9 protein-coding genes are annotated in these 20,387 nt (G+C 74.9%); 7 read left to right on the forward strand and 2 right to left on the reverse strand.

Annotation, left to right across the window (positions count from 1 at the left end; genetic code table 11):
- Positions 1-58: 58 nt before the first annotated feature.
- The 7 genes from ACGF15_RS11440 (at position 59) to ACGF15_RS11470 (ending at position 10,874) form a co-directional block, all read left to right on the forward strand.
- Positions 59-1,912, forward strand: coding sequence for a TerD family protein (locus ACGF15_RS11440; protein ID WP_392797998.1), 1,854 nt, complete (start codon positions 59-61; stop codon positions 1,910-1,912).
- 344 nt (positions 1,913-2,256) lie between these two features.
- Complete coding sequence (locus tag ACGF15_RS11445; RefSeq protein WP_392798001.1) at positions 2,257-2,682, forward strand: hypothetical protein; 426 nt, start codon at positions 2,257-2,259, stop codon at positions 2,680-2,682.
- Positions 2,683-2,759: 77 nt separating this feature from the next.
- Positions 2,760-4,349, forward strand: coding sequence for a multicopper oxidase family protein (locus ACGF15_RS11450; RefSeq protein ID WP_392798004.1), 1,590 nt, complete (start codon positions 2,760-2,762; stop codon positions 4,347-4,349).
- Between the two features lie 360 nt (positions 4,350-4,709).
- A complete protein-coding gene (locus ACGF15_RS11455) occupies positions 4,710-6,926 on the forward strand; it encodes an MMPL family transporter (protein ID WP_392798007.1) in 2,217 nt (738 codons plus the stop codon).
- A gap of 27 nt (positions 6,927-6,953) precedes the next feature.
- Entirely contained in the window at positions 6,954-8,486 is a 1,533-nt protein-coding gene (locus tag ACGF15_RS11460; protein WP_392798010.1) for a streptophobe family protein, read from the forward strand.
- A gap of 70 nt (positions 8,487-8,556) precedes the next feature.
- Entirely contained in the window at positions 8,557-9,297 is a 741-nt protein-coding gene (locus tag ACGF15_RS11465) for a response regulator transcription factor (RefSeq protein WP_392798012.1), read from the forward strand.
- 41 nt (positions 9,298-9,338) lie between these two features.
- Positions 9,339-10,874 (forward strand): ATP-binding protein, encoded by a 1,536-nt coding sequence (locus ACGF15_RS11470; RefSeq protein ID WP_392798015.1) that lies wholly within the window; start codon positions 9,339-9,341, stop codon positions 10,872-10,874.
- A 24-nt stretch (positions 10,875-10,898) separates the two neighbouring features.
- On the opposite strand, the gene ACGF15_RS11475 is transcribed toward ACGF15_RS11470, so the two are convergent.
- The gene (locus tag ACGF15_RS11475) at positions 10,899-13,151 is read right to left on the reverse strand and encodes a UvrD-helicase domain-containing protein (protein ID WP_392798018.1); all 2,253 of its coding nucleotides are present in this window, start codon (positions 13,149-13,151) and stop codon (positions 10,899-10,901) included.
- Positions 13,148-20,056: a DEAD/DEAH box helicase gene (locus ACGF15_RS11480; protein WP_392798021.1), complete on the reverse strand. Its 6,909-nt coding sequence runs from the start codon at positions 20,054-20,056 to the stop codon at positions 13,148-13,150. The genes ACGF15_RS11475 and ACGF15_RS11480 overlap by 4 nt, the downstream gene beginning before the upstream one ends.
- Positions 20,057-20,387: the final 331 nt, after the last annotated feature.

A 20,387-nucleotide genomic window follows, 5' to 3' on the forward strand; every position in this document is an offset into this window, starting at 1 on the left:
TCGGTGGATCACCGCTGTGGGAAGCGCATGCTGTCCGCACCCGGGGGAGGGGAGTCGTATGGTCCTGCGGTCATCGAGCCCGAAGTGGCCCGCTGTTCCGGACTACTTCCACGACTGGGCACTGGTGGACGTGGAGACCTCCGGGCTGAGACCCGGCCGGGACCGTGTCCTGTCCCTCGCCGTCCTCACGCTGGACGCACACGGCAACAGGACGGGGGAGTTCTCCACCCTCCTCAATCCCGGATGCGACCCCGGTCCGGTGCACATCCACGGCCTCACCTCCGCCCGCCTTGCCGACGCCCCCACCTTCGAGGAGATCGCGCCGCAGGTAGGGGCGCTGCTCAGCGGCCGTGTACTGGTCGCCCACAACGCGCAGTTCGACTACGACTTCCTGGCCCATGAGTTCGCCCGCGTCCGCTCCTGGGTGCCGGTGAGCAGGCGGCTGTGCACGCTGGCTCTCAACCGCCTGGTCGGGCCTGCCACTCCGGACCTCAGACTGGGCACCCTCGCCGTGCACTACGGGGTGCCCCAGGAGAAGGCCCACGACGCGCGGGACGACGTACGGGTGCTCTCCGGCATCCTGCGCGGCTCGCTGGGTGCGGCGGAGCAACTGGGCCTGTCACTGCCGCTCCTTGAGTGCCCACCCCGCCAGGACTACAGGCCGTACATCCCCAAGACGCCCTGTCCGTACCGGAATCCGGGGCGTCTTGAGCCGGGTGCGGAGCTGGTGCAGGGGATGAAGGTCGCCATCACCGGCGAGACCCGGGTTTCCCGTGAGCAACTGGTCGCCCGCTCGGTGGCGGCCGGGCTGAACATGATGACCTCGGTCAGTGGCCGGACCAGTGTCGTCGTCACCAACGACCCCGGGGCCGCGTCCGGGAAGCTGCTGCGTGCCGCGACCGAGGGCGTCCCGCTCGTGGACGAACCGACCTACGTGCGGCTCCTGGGGAGCGTGCGGCCAGGCCTGGCCAAGGGGGTCGTCCGGCCGCGCCGCGCCGCACCGGTGCCCGCGGACGCCCCCGCCTCACCGCCTGTCCGGTCCGCACCGGCACCGGCAGCGAGCGTCCCGGCGCAGCAGACGGCTGCACCTGCCCTGCCCGCTGCGGGCCGGTCGCTCGCCGGGCGCAGGGTCCTGGTCCTGGGCGGCACGCACCCCCAGGCCGCCGAGGCCCGTGCACGTGCTGTCGCCCTCGGCGCCTCCGCGGCGGTCAACCTCTCCGCCAGCGTGTCCGATGTCGTGGTCCTGCCCGGAGGCGAGGCGGATCGGCGCATGGGACGCGTCGCCGCTCTCGACCTCCGCGTGCATGACGCCGCCTGGCTCCTCGCCCCCGCGACGGCGGAGACGCCCGCCCCCGCGCCCGGCGGGGCCGGAGACCGGCCGGACGCGGCGGAGGTCCTGGTCCGAGGCGCTGTCACCGACCTTCCCTTCACCGGTACGGCATGGACGGTGGCCGCCACGTGGCGCCAGCAGACCGCCTGCGACGTGGATGTCGTCGCGTTCGCGGTCGATGCGCGGGAACAGGTGCCGGGAGACGAGGACTTCGTCTTCTACGGCGCCCCCGAGCACCCGGACGGCACACTGCACCTCGCCACGGACGGTCCGACGGAGCAGGCCGTCACCGCAGACCTGGAGCGCCTGCCCCTGGAGATCCAGCGGGTCGTCGTCGCCGCCGCGATCGACGGTGCCGCGGCCTTCGCCGACGTCGGGGCCATCGAGGTCACCGCCACGTCCGGGGTCGGCGCGGCCCCGGTCGCCCGGGCCACTCTCGACGCCGCCACCACCGAACGCACCATGATCCTCGCCGAGCTCTACCGCCGGGGCGAGGGCTGGCGGCTGCGTGCCGTCGGGCAGGGGTACGACCACGGCCTGGCCGACCTCGCACGCGGCTACGGCGTCGACATCGCGGAGTGAGCGCCGGGTCCCGCCGGGGCCGGGGCCCCAAGGGGCGCGTGCACCGGCGGGGCACCGGACGGCAGTGGCGAGCAGGCGTTCAGTCGACGGGCGTCCCGCTCGCCCCGAAGCCGGACCGCGGGCACGGCGCGGCCGACGGAGGCGCGGCGCCGACACGCCGGGGTGAGCGACCGCCCCGCCCCGGCGTCGCGGCGCTCCGGAACGCCGCACCGCCCCGGCCGCACGCGCGAGAGGCCCACCGACGTCCCGCCCGCGGGCCCGGGCTCCACTCACGTCCCCCATACCCCCTCCCCGTACTATGGGGCACGTGCCGGAGGGCCTGGCCGTGAAAGGGGACCGACGAGGTGGCGGTGCGCGGGGAGAGGACGGGATGGCTGGGCCGTGGTGCCCTTGCCGCCGCGCTGCTCCTCGGCCTCCTGCTGATGCACGGTCTCGGTCACCCCGGCGAGCACACGGCACCCCGTCCGGACACCCCGCACGCGGTCGCGGAGTCCCATGCCCCCGCAGTGCCGGGCGAGTGGAGCGCGTCCTCCGGGAGCCTCCACCGGGCCCAGACCGTCCCGGTGCACGGCTCGGACGGCGCGGCCATGTGCCTCGCCGTGCTCGGCGCGGGCCTCGGGGCGCTGCTCCTGATAGGCGCCGCGCACTGCCGGCCGTCGACCGGCGACCTGGTGGCGGCCTCGCCACGCCTCGCCCATGCGCTCCGCGCGCACCCGCCGCCCGCCCCGCCCGGATCCCTGCTGACGCGCCTGTCGTCGCTGCGCAGATAGGAGGACCGGCCGCTCCGCCCCGTGAGCGGCACCGGTCCCTTCCGCATCACACGACCACGTTCAGAGGTTGCTCCGTCATGTCCCGAATCACCCGTCGCACCGTCCTCGGTGCCGGCCTGGCCACCGCCGGCACCGGTCTGCTCGCCGCCTGCTCGGGCAGCGCCCCCGGCCACTCCTCCCACGGCGGCGGTACACCGCCGACCGCCGGCTACCTCACGCCCGACAGCAGGGAGATCGTCGCGGCCGAAGCCCTGCGAAGGCCCGGCCCGGAGCGGAAGGTCAAGCTCACCGCCGTCGAGACCCCGCTCGACCTCGGCGGCGGGCGGACGGTCCGCTCGTGGGCGTACGGGGACCGGCTCCCCGGCAGCGAGGTCCGGGTCACCGCAGGTGACACCCTCGCGCTCACGCTCGCCAACAGCCTTCCCGTGCCCACGAGCATCCACTGGCACGGCCTCGCCCTGCGCAACGACATGGACGGCGTCCCCGGGCTCACCCAGCGCGACATCAGGGCGGGTGCCTCCTTCGACTACCGCTTCGCCGTCACCCACCCCGGCACCTACTGGTTCCACCCGCACTCGGGTGTCCAGCAGGACCGCGGCCTGTACGCCCCGCTGATCGTGGAGGACCCCAGGGAGCCCCTGGCGTACGACAAGGAGTGGGTGATCGTCCTCGACGACTGGGTCGACGGTGTCGACGGCTCCACCCCGGACTCCGTGCTCGCCGAGCTCGGCGCGGGCATGGGCGGCATGGACCACGGAGCCTCCGGCGGCATGGAGGGCCATGCCATGCCGGGTATGCAGCCGGCCGACGGGAGGTCCCCGTCCCCCGCCCCGTCCGGCCCCTCCCGGATGCTGATGGGCGCGAGGAGTGAACTGCTGGGCGGTGACGCGGGCGATGTGGCCTACCCGTACTACCTGGTCAACGGCCGGACGGCGGAGGACCCGGAGACCTTCACCGCCGCGCCGGGCGACCGGATCCGGCTCCGGATCATCAACGCGGGCGGTGACACCGCCTTCCGCGTCGCCCTCGGGGGCCACCGGCTGACCGTCACCCACACCGACGGCTTCCCCGTCGAGCAGGCACCGGCGGAGGCGCTGCTGCTCGGGATGGGGGAGCGGTTCGACGCCCTCGTGACCGCGGGGGACGGGGTCTTCCCCCTGACCGCGCTCGCCGAGGGCAAGGGCGGCGCCGCGCTCGCCGTCCTGCGCACCTCCGGCGGAGCCGCGCCCACGGCCTCCGTGCGTCCTAAGGAACTGTCCGGCACGGTCGTGCAGGCCGCCCGGCTGAAGGCCGCGGAGTCCGTGCGGCTGGCACCGCGACGCCCGGACACGACGATCGAGTTGGGGCTCACCGGCTCGATGGGGGCGTACGACTGGGCCATCAACGGACAGAGGTACGACCCCGCCCGGCGCTACCCCGTCCGCTCCGGGGAGCGCGTCCGGCTGGCCTTCGTGAACCGCACGACCATGTGGCACCCCATGCACCTGCACGGCCACACCTTCGCTCTGCCGGACGGCGGCGCGCGCAAGGACACCGCCATCGTGCTGCCGGGCAGGAGGCTCGACGTCGACTTCGACGCCGACAACCCCGGTCTGTGGATGGTCCACTGCCACAACGTCTACCACGCGGAGTCCGGCATGATGACCGTCCTCGGCTACCGGAAGTGAGCCTGACGGGCTGAAGAGCGCCCCCGGCCGCCCCCGGCTGCCGTGGGGCTGCCCCCCGGCCGTAGTCGGGACGCCCCGCCCCCGGACCCCGTCGGCCGGTCCGGGGGCGCCCACGTGCGCCCCGCCCGTCACGCCCGGCCCGTCACGCCCCGCCGGGGCGGGACCGCGCGAGGGCCCCCCGCAGCCCGGGAGTCCTCTGTGAATCCGGCCGCCGCGGCGGGGGACTTGCCCGTCCTGCCCCGTGCCGGGCGGCCGGACTCCCAGGAAGTTCCCAGGAACTCCCCGGGTCCGGTCAGACGGGGCTGGGAGCGTCACGCACGGATCCTCCGTGAGCCCCGATCTGATGTGGAGCCCTGTGACGTGGCAACCTTCCTCTCCGGACTGGGCCGGTTCTCCTTCTCCAGGCACCGGCTGGTCGTATCGCTGTGGGTGGTCCTGCTCGTGGGGGCGGGGGTGCTGGCCGGGCGGGCGCCCGCCGCGCCCCCGGACGACTTCTCCATGCCCGGCACGGAGGCCCAGCAGGCGTACGACCTCCTGGAGGAGGGCTTCCCCGGACTGAACGCCCAAGGCGCCACGGCCCGTGTGGTGTTCCGCGCCGAGCGCGGGAAGGTCACCGACCCCGGCGCGCGCGGGGCGATCGGGGAGGCGGTGCGGGCCCTCGGGGACGATCCGCAGGTGGGCCGTGTCACCGACCCGTTCACGGCCGGGTCCGTGAGCCCGGACGGCTCCACCGCCTACGCCCAGGTCTCCTACCGGGTACCCGCCGCCGAGTTGCCGGAGGGCTCCCGCAGCGCGCTGCGGGACACCGTCGAGCAGGCCGCCTCGCCGGAGTTGACCGTGGAGGCGGGCGGCAACGCCGTCGACACCAGGGCCGCCGGCCACACCGCGGAGGCGGTGGGCCTCGCGGTGGCCGCCGTGGTGCTCGTCCTCACCTTCGGCTCGCTGCTCGCGGCCGGTCTGACGCTGCTGACCGCGGTGCTCGGCGTCGGCATCGGCGCGCTCGCCATCCGGGCGCTCGCCGAACCCCTGGGCCTCGGCTCCACGACGACCGGCCTCGCCGTGATGATCGGACTGGCCGTGGGCATCGACTACGCCCTGTTCGTGGTCTCGCGCTACCGGGCCGAACTCGCCCACGGCCGGGGCGGGGCACAGGCCGCCGGGCACGCGGTCGGCACCGCGGGCTCGGCGGTCGTGTTCGCCGGGCTCACCGTGGTGATCGCCCTCGCCGGACTGTGGGTGGTGGGCATCCCGCTGCTGACGCAGATGGGTCTCGCCGCCGCGGGCACGGTCGTCGTCGCCGTCCTGATCGCCCTCACCCTGGTCCCGGCGCTCCTCGGGCTCTGCGGCCGCCGTATCCCGCCGTCCCGCCCGCGGCGCAGGCGCACGGCGGACGGGGCCCCGCGCCAGGACCTGGGCGTGCGCTGGGCCCGGTTCGTCGTGCGCCGCCCCCTCGCCGTGCTCCTCGGCGCGACCGCGCTGCTCGGTGTGGTTGCGGTACCGGCCGCGTCCCTGGAGACGGGCCTGCCCGGCGACGAGGGCAAGCCGCTCTCCACGACCCAGCGCCGGGCCTACGACCTGATCGCCGAGGGCTTCGGGCCGGGCTTCAACGGACCCCTCACCGTGGTCGTGCGCACCGGGGCGGACGGGGGCGCCGAAGAGGCCGCCCGGCGGGTCGCCGGGCGGATCGGCGGCCGTGAGGACGTCCAGGCCGTCGGACGGCCGCAGCCGAACGCCTCCGGCGACACCGCCGTGCTGAACGTCGTACCGGCCTCGGCCCCCGGCAGCACCGAGACCGCCGATCTGGTGCGCGCACTGCGCGCACCGGACCTCGCCCGGGACAGCGGTGCCGCCGTGCTCGTCACAGGTACGACCGCGATGAACGCCGACGTCGCGCAGAAGCTGTCGGACGCCCTGGTCCCGTATCTGGCCCTCGTGGTCGGCCTGGCGTTCGTGCTGCTGATCGCCGTCTTCCGCTCGCTGCTCGTCCCGCTCAAGGCGGCGCTCGGCTTCCTGCTGTCGGTGCTGGCCGGGCTCGGCGCGGTGGTCGCGGTCTTCCAGTGGGGGTGGCTGGGGCCCGTCCTCGGGGGAGCGGAACCGGGGCCGGTGGTGTCGATCACGCCCGTCTTCATGGTCGGCGTCGTCTTCGGACTCGCCATGGACTACGAGGTGTTCCTGGTGACCCGCATCCACGAGGCGTATCTGCACGGGCAGTCGCCGAAGGACGCCGTGGTCAGCGGGTTCCGGCAGAGCGCACGGGTGGTCACCGCCGCCGCCGTCATCATGATCTCGGTGTTCGCCGCCTTCCTCGGGTCCGAGGAGCAGATCCTGCGGACCATCGGCTTCGGGCTCGGTGCCGCCGTCCTCCTCGACGCCTTCGCCGTCCGGATGGCGCTGGTCCCGGCCGTGCTCGCCCTCCTCGGCCGCCGCGCCTGGCGGCTGCCCCGATGGCTGGACCGGTTCGTGCCCCGGCTCGACATCGAGGGCGGGCCGCCGGCGGGCGCCCCGCACGACGGCCCGGCCGAGGTGAGCGCCTCCGGCCCCGCCGGTACGGCCGCCGGCCGCGTCCCCGGCAACTGAACCCCGTCCCGCCCGGAGGAACCCGCCATGTCCGCACCCGCGCACCGCCCTTCCCCTTCCCCGTGGCGCCCTTCCCCGTGGCGCCACGCCCTCGGCGGCGGCCTGGCCGCCGCAGCCGCGCTCCTGACGATGGCCGCCACCGCCTGGGCGGGCCTGGCCCTGCTGGGCGCCGGGGCCCTCGCACCGCTCTCCCGCCTGGTGCCCGCCCTGGTGAGCCTGGCCGTCGGCGGAAGCCTCACCCTGGAACCACCCGCCGGGGCCGGGCCCCCCGCCGACGCGCAGGGCCTCGCCGGACTGCTCGGCGGTGGCGGCGGCCTGGGGCTCGCGCCGAGCGGCGAGGTGGCGGCGACGCTCCTGACACTGTCCTTCCTGGGCGCCACCGTCCTGGCGGTCGGGTTCTTCCGGCCCCTGAGGGGACGGGCGCGTCCCACCCCGGCGATGCTGTGGGCGCGTTGCGCCGGGGCCCTGGCGGTGACGGGAGCGGCCCTCGCGGTCTGCGCCCACCTGGCCCGCGGCACGGCCCGCCTGCCCGGGAGCCTGCGGGACCGCATGGGCGGGGGCGCCGGGGCGGACCTGCTCGCCAGGTTCGGCGGCCGGGGCGGAGACGGACTCGCCCCGGGGCTGTCCTCGGTGGGCTTCTCGGCCGACGCCGCCGCCACCGTGCTCCTCGGGGTCCTGGGCGCGGCCGCCGTGCTGGCGGTCGGCTGCCTCGCCGCCCGCCGGACGGCGTTGCCGCGCCCCCTCGCGCTGAGCCGCCTCCGGCGGAGGTGGAACCCCGTGCTGTCCGCCCTTGCGGGGACGGCGGCCGCGGTGTGCTGCGCCGTGCCCGCGGCCGCCCTCCTCGCCGGGGCCCTGGCGCCGACCGGCCGGGAGCGGGCCGCCGAGGCCGCAGGGACGGTGCTGCTCGCCGGTCCTCAGATGATCGCGGTCCTGCTCACCGCCGGGACGGGCACCTCCTGGGAGGCGAGGGTGCAGCGGCTGCAGCCCGAGGGCGGCGGGCTGCTCGGCCTGCTCGCCGCGGGCGGGCCGGACGGCGGCGCGGGCGGCGACCGGGTCGTGGACCTCGGGCACCTGGCGCCCGCGGGCATCCCGCTGTGGGCGTTCGGGCTGCTGCTCGCCCTCCTGCTGCTGTCGGCCGCGGGCTACCTCGCCGCGGCCCGCACCCCGGCCCGCACCGCGCGCGAGGACGCCGGCCTGCTCCTGGGCCCGCACACGGACATCGCCCTGCGCACGGGCGCCGTGGCCGGCGTCGCGGCCCTGGTGCTCCCCCTCCTCGCACGCGGCGGGATCAGGATCGGCGTCGAGTTCATGGGACGCGAGGTGGGCGGCCTCCGGGCCGCCCTCGACGCGAGCCCGGGGCCGTCGGCGCTCACCGCCTTCGCCGTGGCCGCCCTCGCCTCCTACGGCGGCAGCCGCCTGCACGGCCATCGGGCCGGGCGGCGCGGACGCCGTACGGGCCGGCCCGGCACCGCGCCCCCGCCCGCTCCCGGCCCCGCTCCCACTCCAGCTCCCGCGCCGCCCGGGCTCCGGTCCGACGAGGACGGCCGTGTGGTCTCCTGAGAGGGCGCCGAGCAGTGCCCGCGAGCCGGACGGGGCACCACGGCATTCGGAAGGCGGCGAAGCACAGGACATGACGGCACCGACACCCCCCGCGCGTCCCACGGGCCGCGCGGACCACCTGCTCGTCGTCGACGACGAGCCCACCGTCCGGGAGCTGCTGCGCACCGCGCTGCGGTACGCCGGTTTCGAGGTCGACGCCGCCGCCACGGGCGGTGAAGCCCTCGACCTGGCCGCACGGCGCACCCCGGACCTGGTGCTCCTGGACGTCATGCTCCCGGACATGGACGGCTTCGAGGTGATCCGCCGTCTGCGCGCCCGGCCCCGCACACCGCGTCCCGGCCGGGGCGGCGACGTGCCGGTCCTCTTCGTCACCGCGCGCGAGGAGCGCCGGGACCGGCTGCACGGGTTGCGCCTGGGCGGCGACGACTACGTCACCAAGCCCTTCGACCTGGAGGAGCTGATCGCCCGCATCCACGCCGTCCTGCGCCGCACCCGGGGCGAGCCGCCGGCCCGGCTCACCGTCGGCGACCTGGACCTCGAACCCGACAGCCACCACGTCACCCGGGCGGGCCGGACGGTGCGGCTGTCCCCGACGGAGTTCCGCCTGCTGCACTTCCTGGTCGCCAACGCGGGCCGGACCATGACGAAGAGTCAAATCCTGGACAGCGTCTGGGAGTACGACTTCGGCGGCGACCCCAGCATCGTCGACACCTACATCAGCTATCTGCGCCGCAAGGTCGACACGGAGGCCCCCAAGCTCATCCACACCGTCCGCGGCGTCGGCTACGTGGTCCGCGAGCCCCGGCCGTGAGGCGCCCCTCCCCGGGCCGGGCCGCGTCCTGGTCGGGCCGGATGTCGCTGCGCAGCCGCCTGCTGGTCCTGTGCCTCGCCCTGGTGGCTGTCGGGCTCCTCGGCACTGGCCTGCTCGTCACCACCGCCCTGCACGGCTACCTCCAGGACCGGGTGGACGACCGGCTCGCCCTGACCGGAGGCGTCGCCGCCCGGCTGTCGCCCCCGACGGGGACCGGCACCCCGCTCGGCGTGCGCGCCCTGAACGTGCTCGGCGACACCACCGTGTCGTACATGGACGACGCCGGGGCCACCCGCAGCACCTTCGACACCGGTACGGTCCTCCCGGGCGGCGGCCCCGAGCTGCCCCGTCTCGACCGCCCGGCCGTCCTCGCCCACGAGGGCCGGCCGTTCACCGTGCCCGCCCGCGACGGCGGGCACGACTGGCGGGTCCTCGCCCTCGCCCAGCCCGCCGAGGTCTTCCCGCCGGACGGCCCCGGGAGCCGGGGAAGCGTCGTCGTGGCCACCTCGCTCGCGGAGGTCGACCGCACCACCGCCGAGGTCCGGAACCTCTCCCTGACCGCGGGTTCTGCCCTGCTCGCGCTGCTGGGGGCCGCCGGCTGGTTCGCCGTCCGCTCGGGACTGCGCCCCCTGACCCGGATCGAGGAGACCGCGACCGCGATCACCGACGGCGACTACTCCCACCGCATCCCCGAACCGGCCGCCCCACACACCGAGGTGGGACGCCTGACCACCTGCCTCAACCGGATGCTCGACCGGATCGACACGGCCTTCCGCGCCCGCACCGAGGCCGAGGCGAGGACCCGCCGCTTCTTCGCGGACGCCGGTCACGAACTGCGCACACCGCTGGTCGGCATCAAGGGCTACACCGACCTGTACCGCATGGGCGCGACGCCCACCCGCGAGGACGTCGACCGGACCATGACCCGGATCGCGGAGGAGTCCGAACGCCTCACCCGGCTCGTCGAGCAGATGCTCCTCCTCGCCCGCCTCGACGAGGACACCGCGGGCGGGACCACCGCGGGCGGTGACGCCGCGGGCGCGCCCGCCCCCGGGGAACCCGTACCCGCCCTCGACCCGGCCCCGATGGACCTGCGCACCCTGGCCGCGGACGCCCTGCGCGACGTCCGCGCCCTCGACAGCACACGAGCGGTGACGCTGACCGGTCCGGGCGGCGGACCGCCCGCCACGGCCCCGGCCCATGCCGACGAGGCCCGGCTGCGCCAGGTGGTCACCAACCTCATCGGCAACGCCGTCACCCACACGCCCCCCGGCACGCCCCTGCGCATCGGCGTCGGCACCGCCGGCTCCCATGCGGTCCTGGAGGTCGCGGACCGGGGCCCCGGCCTCACCGACGCCGAACGCGCGCGGGTCTTCGACCGCTTCTACCGCACCGACGCCTCCCGCACTCGCGCCACCGGCGGCTCCGGCCTGGGCCTGGCCATCGCCCACGCCCTCGTCACCGCCCACGGCGGTCGCCTCACCGTCGACGCAGCCCCGGGCCGCGGCTGCACCTTCCGCATCCTGCTGCCCCTGCCCGGCCCGCCGCCGGGCGGGGCCGCCGAAGGGGCGGGGTGAGGGGGCGTCCGGCGGGTGGCGCCCCTACTCCCGCCGTGTGAGCGAGGGCCCCAGGAACGGGCTGGGCCGTCCGTGCCAGAAGACGTCCACGCTGTCCCGGGCCCGGGTGGCCGCCACGAACAGCAGGGACCGGGCACGCTGCATCTCGTGCCGGTGCCGGGCCGGGTCGCTCGTGCGCAACCGGCTCACGGACTCCCGCGGCACCAGACCGTCCGAGACACCCGCGATGATCATCCGCTGGTACTCCAGCCCCTTGAACCGGAACATCGTGCCGACGTGCACCCCGCCGTCCCCGTGGGGGCCGTCGGCGCGGATCTCCACCGGGCGGATGCCGTGCAGCCCGAGTGTGTAGCCGATCTCGGAGGCCATCTGGTTCGTCGGCACGCAGATCGCGATCTGCTCGTGCGGGATGCGCAGGTCGGGGTCCGCGTCCCAGCCTTCGATGAGGGCGGCGATGCCTTCGCGCTCCGCTGACCAGTCCGGGAAGGCGTGCCCGGTGGGCCGGCCTCCGCTGAGCACGGAGCGGTAGCCGGCCAGCGTCTCCTGGCTGCCGTCGAGGTCGTCGTAGTCCGTCTCGCCCAGCACGTCGAGTGCGGAGCGCAGGATCTGACGCGTCGTGCGGTAGCTCAGGCTCAGCTTCGACGACCGGCCCCTGATGTTGATCCCCAGGCTGCCCAGCGTCACCTGGTTCTTGTAGATGCGCTGATGGGTGTCGCCGACGAGGAAGAGGTCGTCTGCCTCCCGGGGGGCCATCGCCCGTAGCATCTTCCAGTGCGCGGGCCGCAGGTCCTGTGCCTCGTCCACCACGATGTGCCGGTACCGGAAGCGCAGCCAGCCCCCCGACCCGTCCTGGACGTGGACGTTGTCGAGTCCGCCCGCCTCCTCCCGTTGGCGTGCGAGGGAGAGGATGCGCTGCTCGCGTCCCATCTCCAGACGTGCGGCGCGCTCGGCGACCTGGTCCCAGGTCTGGCGGCCCAGCCGGTCCAGGCGCTGGGTGAAGCGCTCGGCGAGCTGCCAGACGGCGGCGCGTTCGGCGCGGGTGATGTTCCGGCCGCGGCCGGCCCGCCGGGCACGGAAGTAGTCGGTGCGTGTGGCGACGGCCTGCCCGAGGATGACCTGCGTCCATTCGTCGTGCAGGAACTCGGGATCCCAGCCGTCCTCGCCCAGCTCGTCCAGCAGGGCCCGCCATTCCCGTACGGCCTGGCTGTCGTCCATCACCTGCTTCCCGCTGCCCGGTTCGGCCTCGCGCACGATGCGCAGCGCCAGCTGGTCGACGTGGCTGACCTCGACGCGGGACAGCAGTTCCTCGCCCCCCAGTTCCAGCAGGCGGGACCGCAGGTCCGCGGCGAGGTTCTTGTTGTACGTGGTCAGCAGGACCGGCTTGTCGCGGCCGGGCCGCAGCTGCTCCACCAGGTGGCGCACCCGGTGCAGGGCGACGATGGTCTTGCCCGTGCCGGGACCTCCGCCGACCCGGGCGGGTCCCGAGTAGCGCCGCTCCACGAGCTTGGCCTGCGTGGGGTGCAGGAAGACCTTCCAGCGGCTGAAGTCGCCGCCCTCCAGGGCCTCTCGGAGGGCCTCGTCGGAGGTGGTGACCACCGTCGCCGGGCGTTGTGCGGCGGCCTGGAAGTCCTCGGGGTCGACCGGGTCGGCGGCGGCGACCGGCGCGGTCACCTGCTCCAGGACCTCGTCGTAGGACGTGCCGTCGAAGAGCGCGAGCAGCACCTCACCGGTGAGCTGCGGAGCGTACTCGACGAGGCCCAGCAGCTGGTCCTCGGTGGTGAGGGTCCGGATGACGGGGAGCAGCGGTTCGGCGACACCGAGGTCCGTCAGCAGTTCGTCGGACCAGGCCGCGAAAAGTCGTGGGGGCTCTGCTGGTTCGGCCCGCTGGGGAGCGACTGACGGGGCGGTCGGCGGAGCGGGGAGACGACGGAGGATGCTCTCCTCCACGACCTCCAGGTCGACGTATTCGATACCGCCGGTGACCTGGTTGACCCCGGCCGACAGCCGGTCGTAGACGTCCTTGCGGTGCTTGACGGAGACGATCAGCCAGTCGCCCTCGGCCAGCCGGATCAGCAGGGCCCGGTAGTCGTCGCTGACGCGCGCGGACCAGAGCCTGCTGTCGCCCTTCAGCTGCTGGAGCTTGAGGCCGGTGGTGTGCGGGTTGGCCTTGAACTTGTGCTGGAAGTCGAAGAAGGCGCCCTTGACCGTGCGGGGGAGCTTCAGGATCTCCTTGTCGGCCTTGTCGAGCAGGCGCAGTGTCACGCCCGTGGCGGTCATCGTGTGTGCTCCCCGTTGTCCGTGCCGTCGTCTTGCGTGCCCCGGTCCCGTCCCGTCACCCGGGCTGCCAGGTCCGCGGCCTCCCAGGCCGCCGCGGTGCGTACGTCCCAGCCTGCCGCCGTGAACGCCGTGTCCCGGTCCGTTGCCTCGTGGTCGGGCTCCCCGGTCTCCTCCCGGGCGGCGAGGACCACGCCCACCCGCGCTGCCGGCCAGGCCAGTTCGGCCTGCCACCCCCGCTCGTCCAGCTCGTAGCCGTCCTCGGGGGCGGGGACGCCCGCCTCGGCCAGGGCCCGGGCCAGCTCGGCGAGGCCGCTCTCGTCGGGGTCGAGGTACTCCAGCACCTCGTCCCATCGGGCGTCCCGCTCGCCCGCCGCCGGCGAGGGCGCTGCGCCGTCACCGGCCGCCGGAGCGACGTCCCGGACGGCGCCGACCTCCACCGCGGACGCCGGCGGGGTCTGCGTGCGGGGGATCGCGGTCCGGGCGGACGGCAACCAGCCCTCACCGCCGGTCACGGTCAGCACCTCGGCGGTGAAGCCGTCGAGTTGGCCCGTGGTGAGCTGGGCGCTGTCGCCGCCCCCGTGGTCGAGGAACTGCAGCACATTGCTCCAGTACAGCCACGCCCGCCAGCGCCGCCGGTGGGCCTGCGCGTCGGCCATGGCCCCCGCGCTGTCGTCGAGGACCGTCACGCCCGTCCACACGGGAGGGGTGCGCCTGCCGTCCGCGACCAGGACCAGACGGCAACCGGAGCCGTCGGGCCCGTACACCAACCGGATCTGTCCTGCTGCGCCCGTGACCGTCTCGCCCCGCAGGGCGGACTCCAGGGCGGGTACGAGGACGCCGGCCCCGAGGGCGGCACCGCGGACGGCGGCGGCACCGCTCAGACCTGCCGCGACCGCCTCCGCCCGCCGCTGCCAGCGCGCGGCGTCGGGGGACCGCAGATAGGAGAGCAGGAGGTGGGAAGGGTTGACCCAGACGGTGTCGGACAGCTCGCCGGGCAGACCGCCGCCGACCCGGCTGTAGTAGTCGCGTGCCCGGTTCCGCGCCTGATCCGGGTAGGGCAGCCAGACCGGGTCGGCCGGGCCCGCCCCCGCGTACCCGGTGTCCCGGACCCGCTCGCGCCACTCCTTGACGTCGTCGTACGTCAGCTGGAACACCCGCAGTCCCTCACTGCGCAGGGCGGTCCGCTTGGTGGCGTCGTCGGCCAGGCGGTTGTGCTCGGGAGTCGCGTGATAGGCGTAGCCGTCGAGGTAGACGGCGACGCGGGGGCCCGGCGCGTCGAGACGTTCCAGGAGTATGTCGGGCCGGGTGCCGTCCAGCGCGCGCTGCTGGGAGACCCGCCAACTCAGGGTGGACCCGTCGTCCCCCGTCAGCCGCAGGTCGAGGGCGTACGTGCCGGCCGAGGTGGTGTACGCGTCGGCCGCGGCCCCGGACTCGGCGAGCTTCGCCCATTCCTGGAGGGTGTCGATGAACATGATCTCCAGGTCGCTCTCGGCCTGCCGCTCCAGCGGGATGTGCCGTGTCGTCGCGACGGGGGAGGTGCGCCAGCGCGAGCCGTCCTCGCCGAGCAGATCCTCCAGCATCTGCCGCACCTCGTTGCGGCTGACCTTGTCGTAGTCGGCGGCCGGCACACGTCGCAGCAGGCACTGGTGGCAGCCGTCGAGGCCCTTCTCGCGGCAGGCGCAGTTCTCGATGACGTCCCGGGCCTTGAGCAGAACGTCCCGGAACCCGTCGGCGGAGGCGAGCCGGTGCAGATAGCCGGTGCCGCCCGGCAACCGGTCGTAGACCACCAGGAAGCGCCGCGGCCAGTCCGAGCCGTCGGCGCCCGCATGGTCGGGCATCGTCGCCTCGGCGATGTCGATGTGGTCGGGATCGCCGCCGTACTGCGCGGCGATCCCGACGAACAGCGCGGCCGTGAACGAGGCCAGCCGCTCCTTGGCACGGGCCACGGAGGCCGGCAGCAGGACCCGGACCGCCTCCGTGGTCAGCTCGTGCGCGAGCAGCAGCGGTACGTCCTGCCCCTTGCCCTGCTGCTCCTCCGCCCCGGCCGTCCTCACTCGACGGCGCGGGCACCACAGCAGGTGGTGGGCGGCGGCCGCGGTGCTCGCCGCGCCCGACTCCGTCAGCGCGTGCTGGGCCACGTCCACCACGGGGCGGCCCTCCGCCGTCGCGCCACCGCAACTGGTGCACACGTAGAAGGGGTTCAGCCGCACGTCGGCACCGGCGAGCGGCACGGTGCTGCTGCCCTCCTCGCGGTCGAGTCCCAGGTTCAGCGTGCGGATCGTCGCCTGGCGGGTGAAGTCCACGCCGAACACGGCGGTCTCGTGCCGCCACGAACCGGGAGCGATCCGCTCCGGGTCGATGTCGACCGTGGTCAGCACCGCGTAGCGCCGCCGGTCCCGCTCGTCCCGGTCGTCCCGCACCCGGGCGTCGTCCCGCTTGTCCCGGGACACGACGCGCCGCGGCCGGAGCACGTACTGCACACAGCCGGCGTCGGCGATCTCCCGCCCGCCGCAGCGGGGACACGGACTGGTGTCGCTGCGCGCGTCGTGCGTACGGGCGTACCCGCACGAGGGGCAGAGCCGCCACTCCGCCCAGGCCCGCCGGTCCGGCGTGCCGACGTCGAGCGCGCGCACGACGTGCCGGTAGCCGTTGACGTAGAAGCTGTTCCCCGGGGCCAGTTCGGTCAGCGCCAGCTTGCGGGAGCGCTCGTAGTCCCTGGTCTCGCTGCGGTACACCCGCTGGGCCGGGTCGCCGCCCGCCCCGTCCTCCCGGCCGCCGTCCTCCTCGTCCGGGGTCTGGGTCCAGTACAGCGTCGCTTCCAGCTGCGTGGTGGTGTCGGTGAGGCTGTAGTTCGGCAGCAGACCCAGTTCCACCAGGGTGCCGTGGGCGCTGGACTGGCTCAGCTCCCGCAGCAGATCCCCGGCGCCGCGCCGCTCGGCGAGCAGCTCCCGGCGCTCGCGGTCCTGCACGGCGTCGGTGCGGACCAGGTGCTCGGCGGCCTCGTCGATCGCCGCGATCCTGCGGCGGAGCTCCTCGCGGCGGCCGGTCCAGTCCTCCTCCGCCTCCTGCAGGGCCCGGACGATGCCGCCGGTGGCATAGGAGCGCAGTTCCTCGGCCGCATAGGCCGAGACACCCCCGCCGTCGAAACCGTCGGGGCCGTCGCCGGCCGGGAACAGTGCGAGGAAGTCCTCCACCAGCGCCGCCCCGTGGGTCTGCGCGGCGTCCGCCAGGTCCTGGCACCAGCCCGTGGTGCCGAAGAGGGCCGAGGACAACCGGGGCACCGGCGCGAGCGGTTCGCCGTCGGAGGTCCGCAGCCCGCCTCCGGCCGCGAGGTCCAGCAGCCGAGCCGTGTACTGGCGGCGCAGGATCTCCACCGCCGACAGATAGCAGCCGGGGGGCAGGATCGTCCCGGCGATCATCTCCCGCGGCGCATCCAGGTAGTAGAGGTCGCGGGCCCGGCGTCCCCCGAAGGCGACCACCAGCGCGTTGCCGGTCCGGCGGCCCGCACGGCCCGCCCGCTGCACGTAGTTGGCCGGCCCGCCGGGCAGCGAGCCGAGCAGTACGGCGGACAGCTCGCCGATGTCGATGCCGAGTTCCAGCGTCGGCGTGCACGACAGCACGTTGGGATCGGTGTAGTGCGTCCCCGCCTTGAAGCCGCGCTCCACACGCTCCCGCTGCGGCCTGCCGAGCATGCCCGTGTGCTCCGCGGTGACCACCCGGAACGTCCCGCCGGTCAGATAGAGCCGGCGGTAGTAGTCGCCGGTGTAGTCGCGCTCGCGGACCGCCGAGCCGAACCCGGAGACGCCGGCCCCGCTGCGCGGCATGCCCGGCTGCGGGGCGGTCAGCATCCCCTTGCACCGGTAGCGCGGGCACGGGTGCCCGTACCAGCGGGTGCGGCGCTCGGGCGCCACCACCTGCTGCCAGCCGCAGTCCTCGCAGCCGACGAAGGCCTTGTTGACGACGGCGTCGTCGAGCAGCCGCACCTCGATGTGTCCCGGCTGCAGTCCGTAGAGCCGGGTCTGCCGGTCCCGTGCGGTGCGCACCGCGAGGACCCGCTCGTCGGCGAGGGCGGGCAGCAGACGGCGCAGGTACTCCGTGGCACCTGCCGCGTCCAGGCCCAGGCAGCGGCGGGTCCAGTCCTGGTACCAGCCCAGACGCCCGGTGATCGCGTCGAACTCCGACCGGTCCTTCTGCCCGTCCAGCAGGAAGCGCGGCGGGGCGACGCCCTCGGGGAACGCGGGCATGCCCTCCGGCCTGCGGCCGGAGATCAGGTACCGGTTCGTGCCGGCTTCCTTCATCCAGGTGTCGAGCCAGCGGTGGTGCACTGCGCCGCGCAGCCGCAGCCGCTCCAGCAGGCCGCGCACATAGGCGAGGTAGCGCTCGGGCGTGGGCAGTCCGCCGGTGGCCAGCAACTGGCCCGGCAGGGACAGATGGAGGTCGCGGGCGAGGGCGGTGACCCGCTCGGGCTCCGCGACCGCCACCTCGGCGGCGGCGGTCCGCGTCAGCTCCAGGGTGCGCCCCATCCTGCTGCGCAGCCCGAACTCCATCACGGTGGCGAAGGCGAGGCGTTCCCCGATCAGCTTCCACGTCCGCGCGTCGCCCGTACCGCGCCCCGAGAGCAGCCGGTCGACCCCGGGCTCGTCGTGGAGGTCGGGCGGCACGACGGCGGCCAGCGCCTCCGGGTCGTCCACCGACTCCAGCACGTGCCCGATGAGGTCGTTGAGCGCGGTCGGCGCGCCCGACGCGTCCAGGTTGTGCGCGAGCAGCGAACGCAGCGAGAACTTGTACGAGGCGTTCGCCACGTATCCGGCCCGGTGGGCGGCGTCCTGGGTGGAGTCGTTGAAGAGCAGCGTCTTGCGCTCCTCCGGCACGAGCGCGATGTCGCCACCGGTGAACAGCTGGGTGACGGTCGCCGAGGCGAGGGCGGCCTGCGCGGTACCGAGGAAGCGGATGCTGTTGTCGGTGTGGCAGGCCGGGCAGCGGTCGTCCCTGGCGGCCCGGTCGGCCGTTTTCTTGTCCAGGACGGCCAGCGCGAACCAGGCGTCGACCAGTTCGCCCGCGTCCGACACGGCCGGCAGCCGGTACGTGCCCTGCCCGCCGTCCAGCACCACCACGGACAGCGGGTCGACCCCGCCGTCCGACGGCCGCGCCCCGCTGAGCGCGTCCAGCATCTGCTGCCGTTCGCTCGGTGTCGCGGCGATGAAGTAGCGGATGCGCCGCTTGTCCCGGCCCACCGCCGCCCGCCAGATCCGATCCTGCGCCATGACCAGCCGCTGGGGATCCGCCTCGGGGGACAGCGCCGCCCAGCCGGAGCGGCCGCAGTTGCGGCAGTACACCGCGGGCAGGTGCACCTCGGCGGGCCGGACCGCGGTGTCGGCCCCGGGCAGCGGCTGCGGCCGGGACGAGGGCGAGGGCCAGCCGCCGGACGATCCGTCGGCCTCCTCCTCGCCGGGCGGGGCCGCGTGCAGCGCGGCCCGGCGGGCGGCGGTGCGGTCGTCCTCGTACCAGCGGAACTCCGGCGCCGCCCCGACACCACGCAGGACACGGGTCACCGGCCGGACCCACAGATGCGCCTCGATGTGCAGCAGCGGGCGGGGACGGCGTTCGTCGGATTCCGGGTCCCGCGCCGCCGACAGCAGGGCGACGAACCGGGACAGCGCCTGCAGGACCAGCTGCGGGTTCTCCCGCGCGGTGCGCCCCCAGGCGTAGCCGAAGCGGGCCAGCCGGTCCCGCAGGCCCCACTCGTCCAGCGGCTCCCCGCCGAGCAGCGACAGCACACCGTGGGTGAAGTCGTGGCGCTTCAGCAGGCGCCCGATGCGGAAGGCGTCGAGACCGGAGCGGCCCAGCAGCCTGGTGGCCAGCCCGTCCAGGTCCAGCAGGGCGGGCTGGGCCTCCACGCCGGGACCGCCCGAGAACTCGACGACCTCCTGCGGCGTGGGCGGCTCGGGAAGCTCGTAGTCGACGGCGCCCGTGAACTCCTCGGCCGACATCCGCTCCTCGCCGACCACGGCGTCGGCCGGGAAGGGCATGCCGAACACCCGGGACGCCACGTCGAGGATGCCGCCGGCCTCCTTCCCCGGCGCGCCCTCGCCCAGGGTCGCGGACGTCGCCACCGGGCAGATCGACCCGAGCGGCCTGCCGGGCCGCGACGCCCCGGTCGCGGCGGCCAGCCGCCGCAGCAGCATCGCCACGTCGGTGCCCTGCGCCCCGTCGTAGGTGTGGAACTCGTCCAGCACGACGTACGCGAGGTCGGCGTCCTCCCACAGTGGGCGGTCCTCGCCGCGCTGCAGCAGCAGGTCGAGCATCTTGTAGTTGGTGATGAGCACGTCCGGCGGCGAGACGCGCATCTCCTCGCGCCGCGTCATCACCCGGCGGAAGTCGGTGTCGGGCCGGTCGCCGATGTAGAGCCCGGCCGTCACCTGGGCCAGCTCCGGCCGGGCCAGGTACTCGTCGATGCGGCCGGCCTGGTCGGTGGCGAGGGCGTTCATCGGGTACAGCAGGACGGCCTTGACGCCGTGGCGGCCCCGGGCCCGCTGCCGACGGCAGTGGTCGAGGACCGGGACGAGGAACGACTCGGTCTTGCCGGAGCCCGTTCCGGTGGTCACCAGCGTCGGCCGGGCGGGACCGTGCAGGGTGGACAGCCGCGCCCACGCGGTGGCCTGGTGCCGGTAGGGGGCGAAGCCGGGGAAGCCGGCCGTCCACTCCAGCTCCCGCCGCCAGGTGTCGTCGGCGAGGTGGAAGGGGGTCCTGATCCGCAGGTAGGGCCCCCGGAAGATGCCCGTCTCGGGGTGCCCGAGGAACCGCTCCAGGGCCCGGCGGGTGTCCTCGTCGGCGAGGGCGTAGGTCGTCGTGAGGTACTGCGTCAGACTGCCGCGCAGCTGGGCGGCGGCCATGGTGGGCTTCACGACGGTCCCCTTCGCCTTGCCGATGCCATGTTGATCCGTTCCACCGTAGAGCGCTGTGCGCGTCGGCCGTGAGCTGGGGCTATGTCGTTCCGCGGCCCACCGCGACGCCCCTCGCGGCGGGGACGGGGGAGCGGTTGCCGCCGGTGGGCGCGGGGCGGGCGGCCGAGGCGCACGCCGTGTGCGGGCGGGGCATGGCGGCGGGAGGGCCCGGATGCGGCCCGGCGTTCGCCGGCGCGCACACCTGCCGGACCGTCGGTCCGGGGATCCGGTGGTTCACGCGGGTGCCCAATCGTGTTGCAGCCGGGCGCGGCACGGCCGGGGTCGACAAGCG

Origin of the sequence: Streptomyces sp. NPDC048001, from assembly GCF_043203115.1 — a bacterium.
Lineage (GTDB): Bacteria > Actinomycetota > Actinomycetes > Streptomycetales > Streptomycetaceae > Streptomyces > Streptomyces sanyensis.

Bases quoted from the DNA above. Each gene is read 5' to 3' on its own strand.
- ACGF15_RS11440 (WP_392797998.1), top strand. From the start codon at position 59: ATGGTCCTGCGGTCATCGAGCCCGAAGTGGCCCGCTGTTCCGGACTAC.
- ACGF15_RS11450 (WP_392798004.1), top strand. From the start codon at position 2,760: ATGTCCCGAATCACCCGTCGCACCGTCCTCGGTGCCGGCCTGGCCACC.
- ACGF15_RS11460 (WP_392798010.1), top strand. From the start codon at position 6,954: ATGTCCGCACCCGCGCACCGCCCTTCCCCTTCCCCGTGGCGCCCTTCC.
- ACGF15_RS11465 (WP_392798012.1), top strand. From the start codon at position 8,557: ATGACGGCACCGACACCCCCCGCGCGTCCCACGGGCCGCGCGGACCAC.
- ACGF15_RS11470 (WP_392798015.1), top strand. From the start codon at position 9,339: ATGTCGCTGCGCAGCCGCCTGCTGGTCCTGTGCCTCGCCCTGGTGGCT.
- ACGF15_RS11475 (WP_392798018.1), bottom strand. From the start codon at position 13,151: ATGACCGCCACGGGCGTGACACTGCGCCTGCTCGACAAGGCCGACAAG.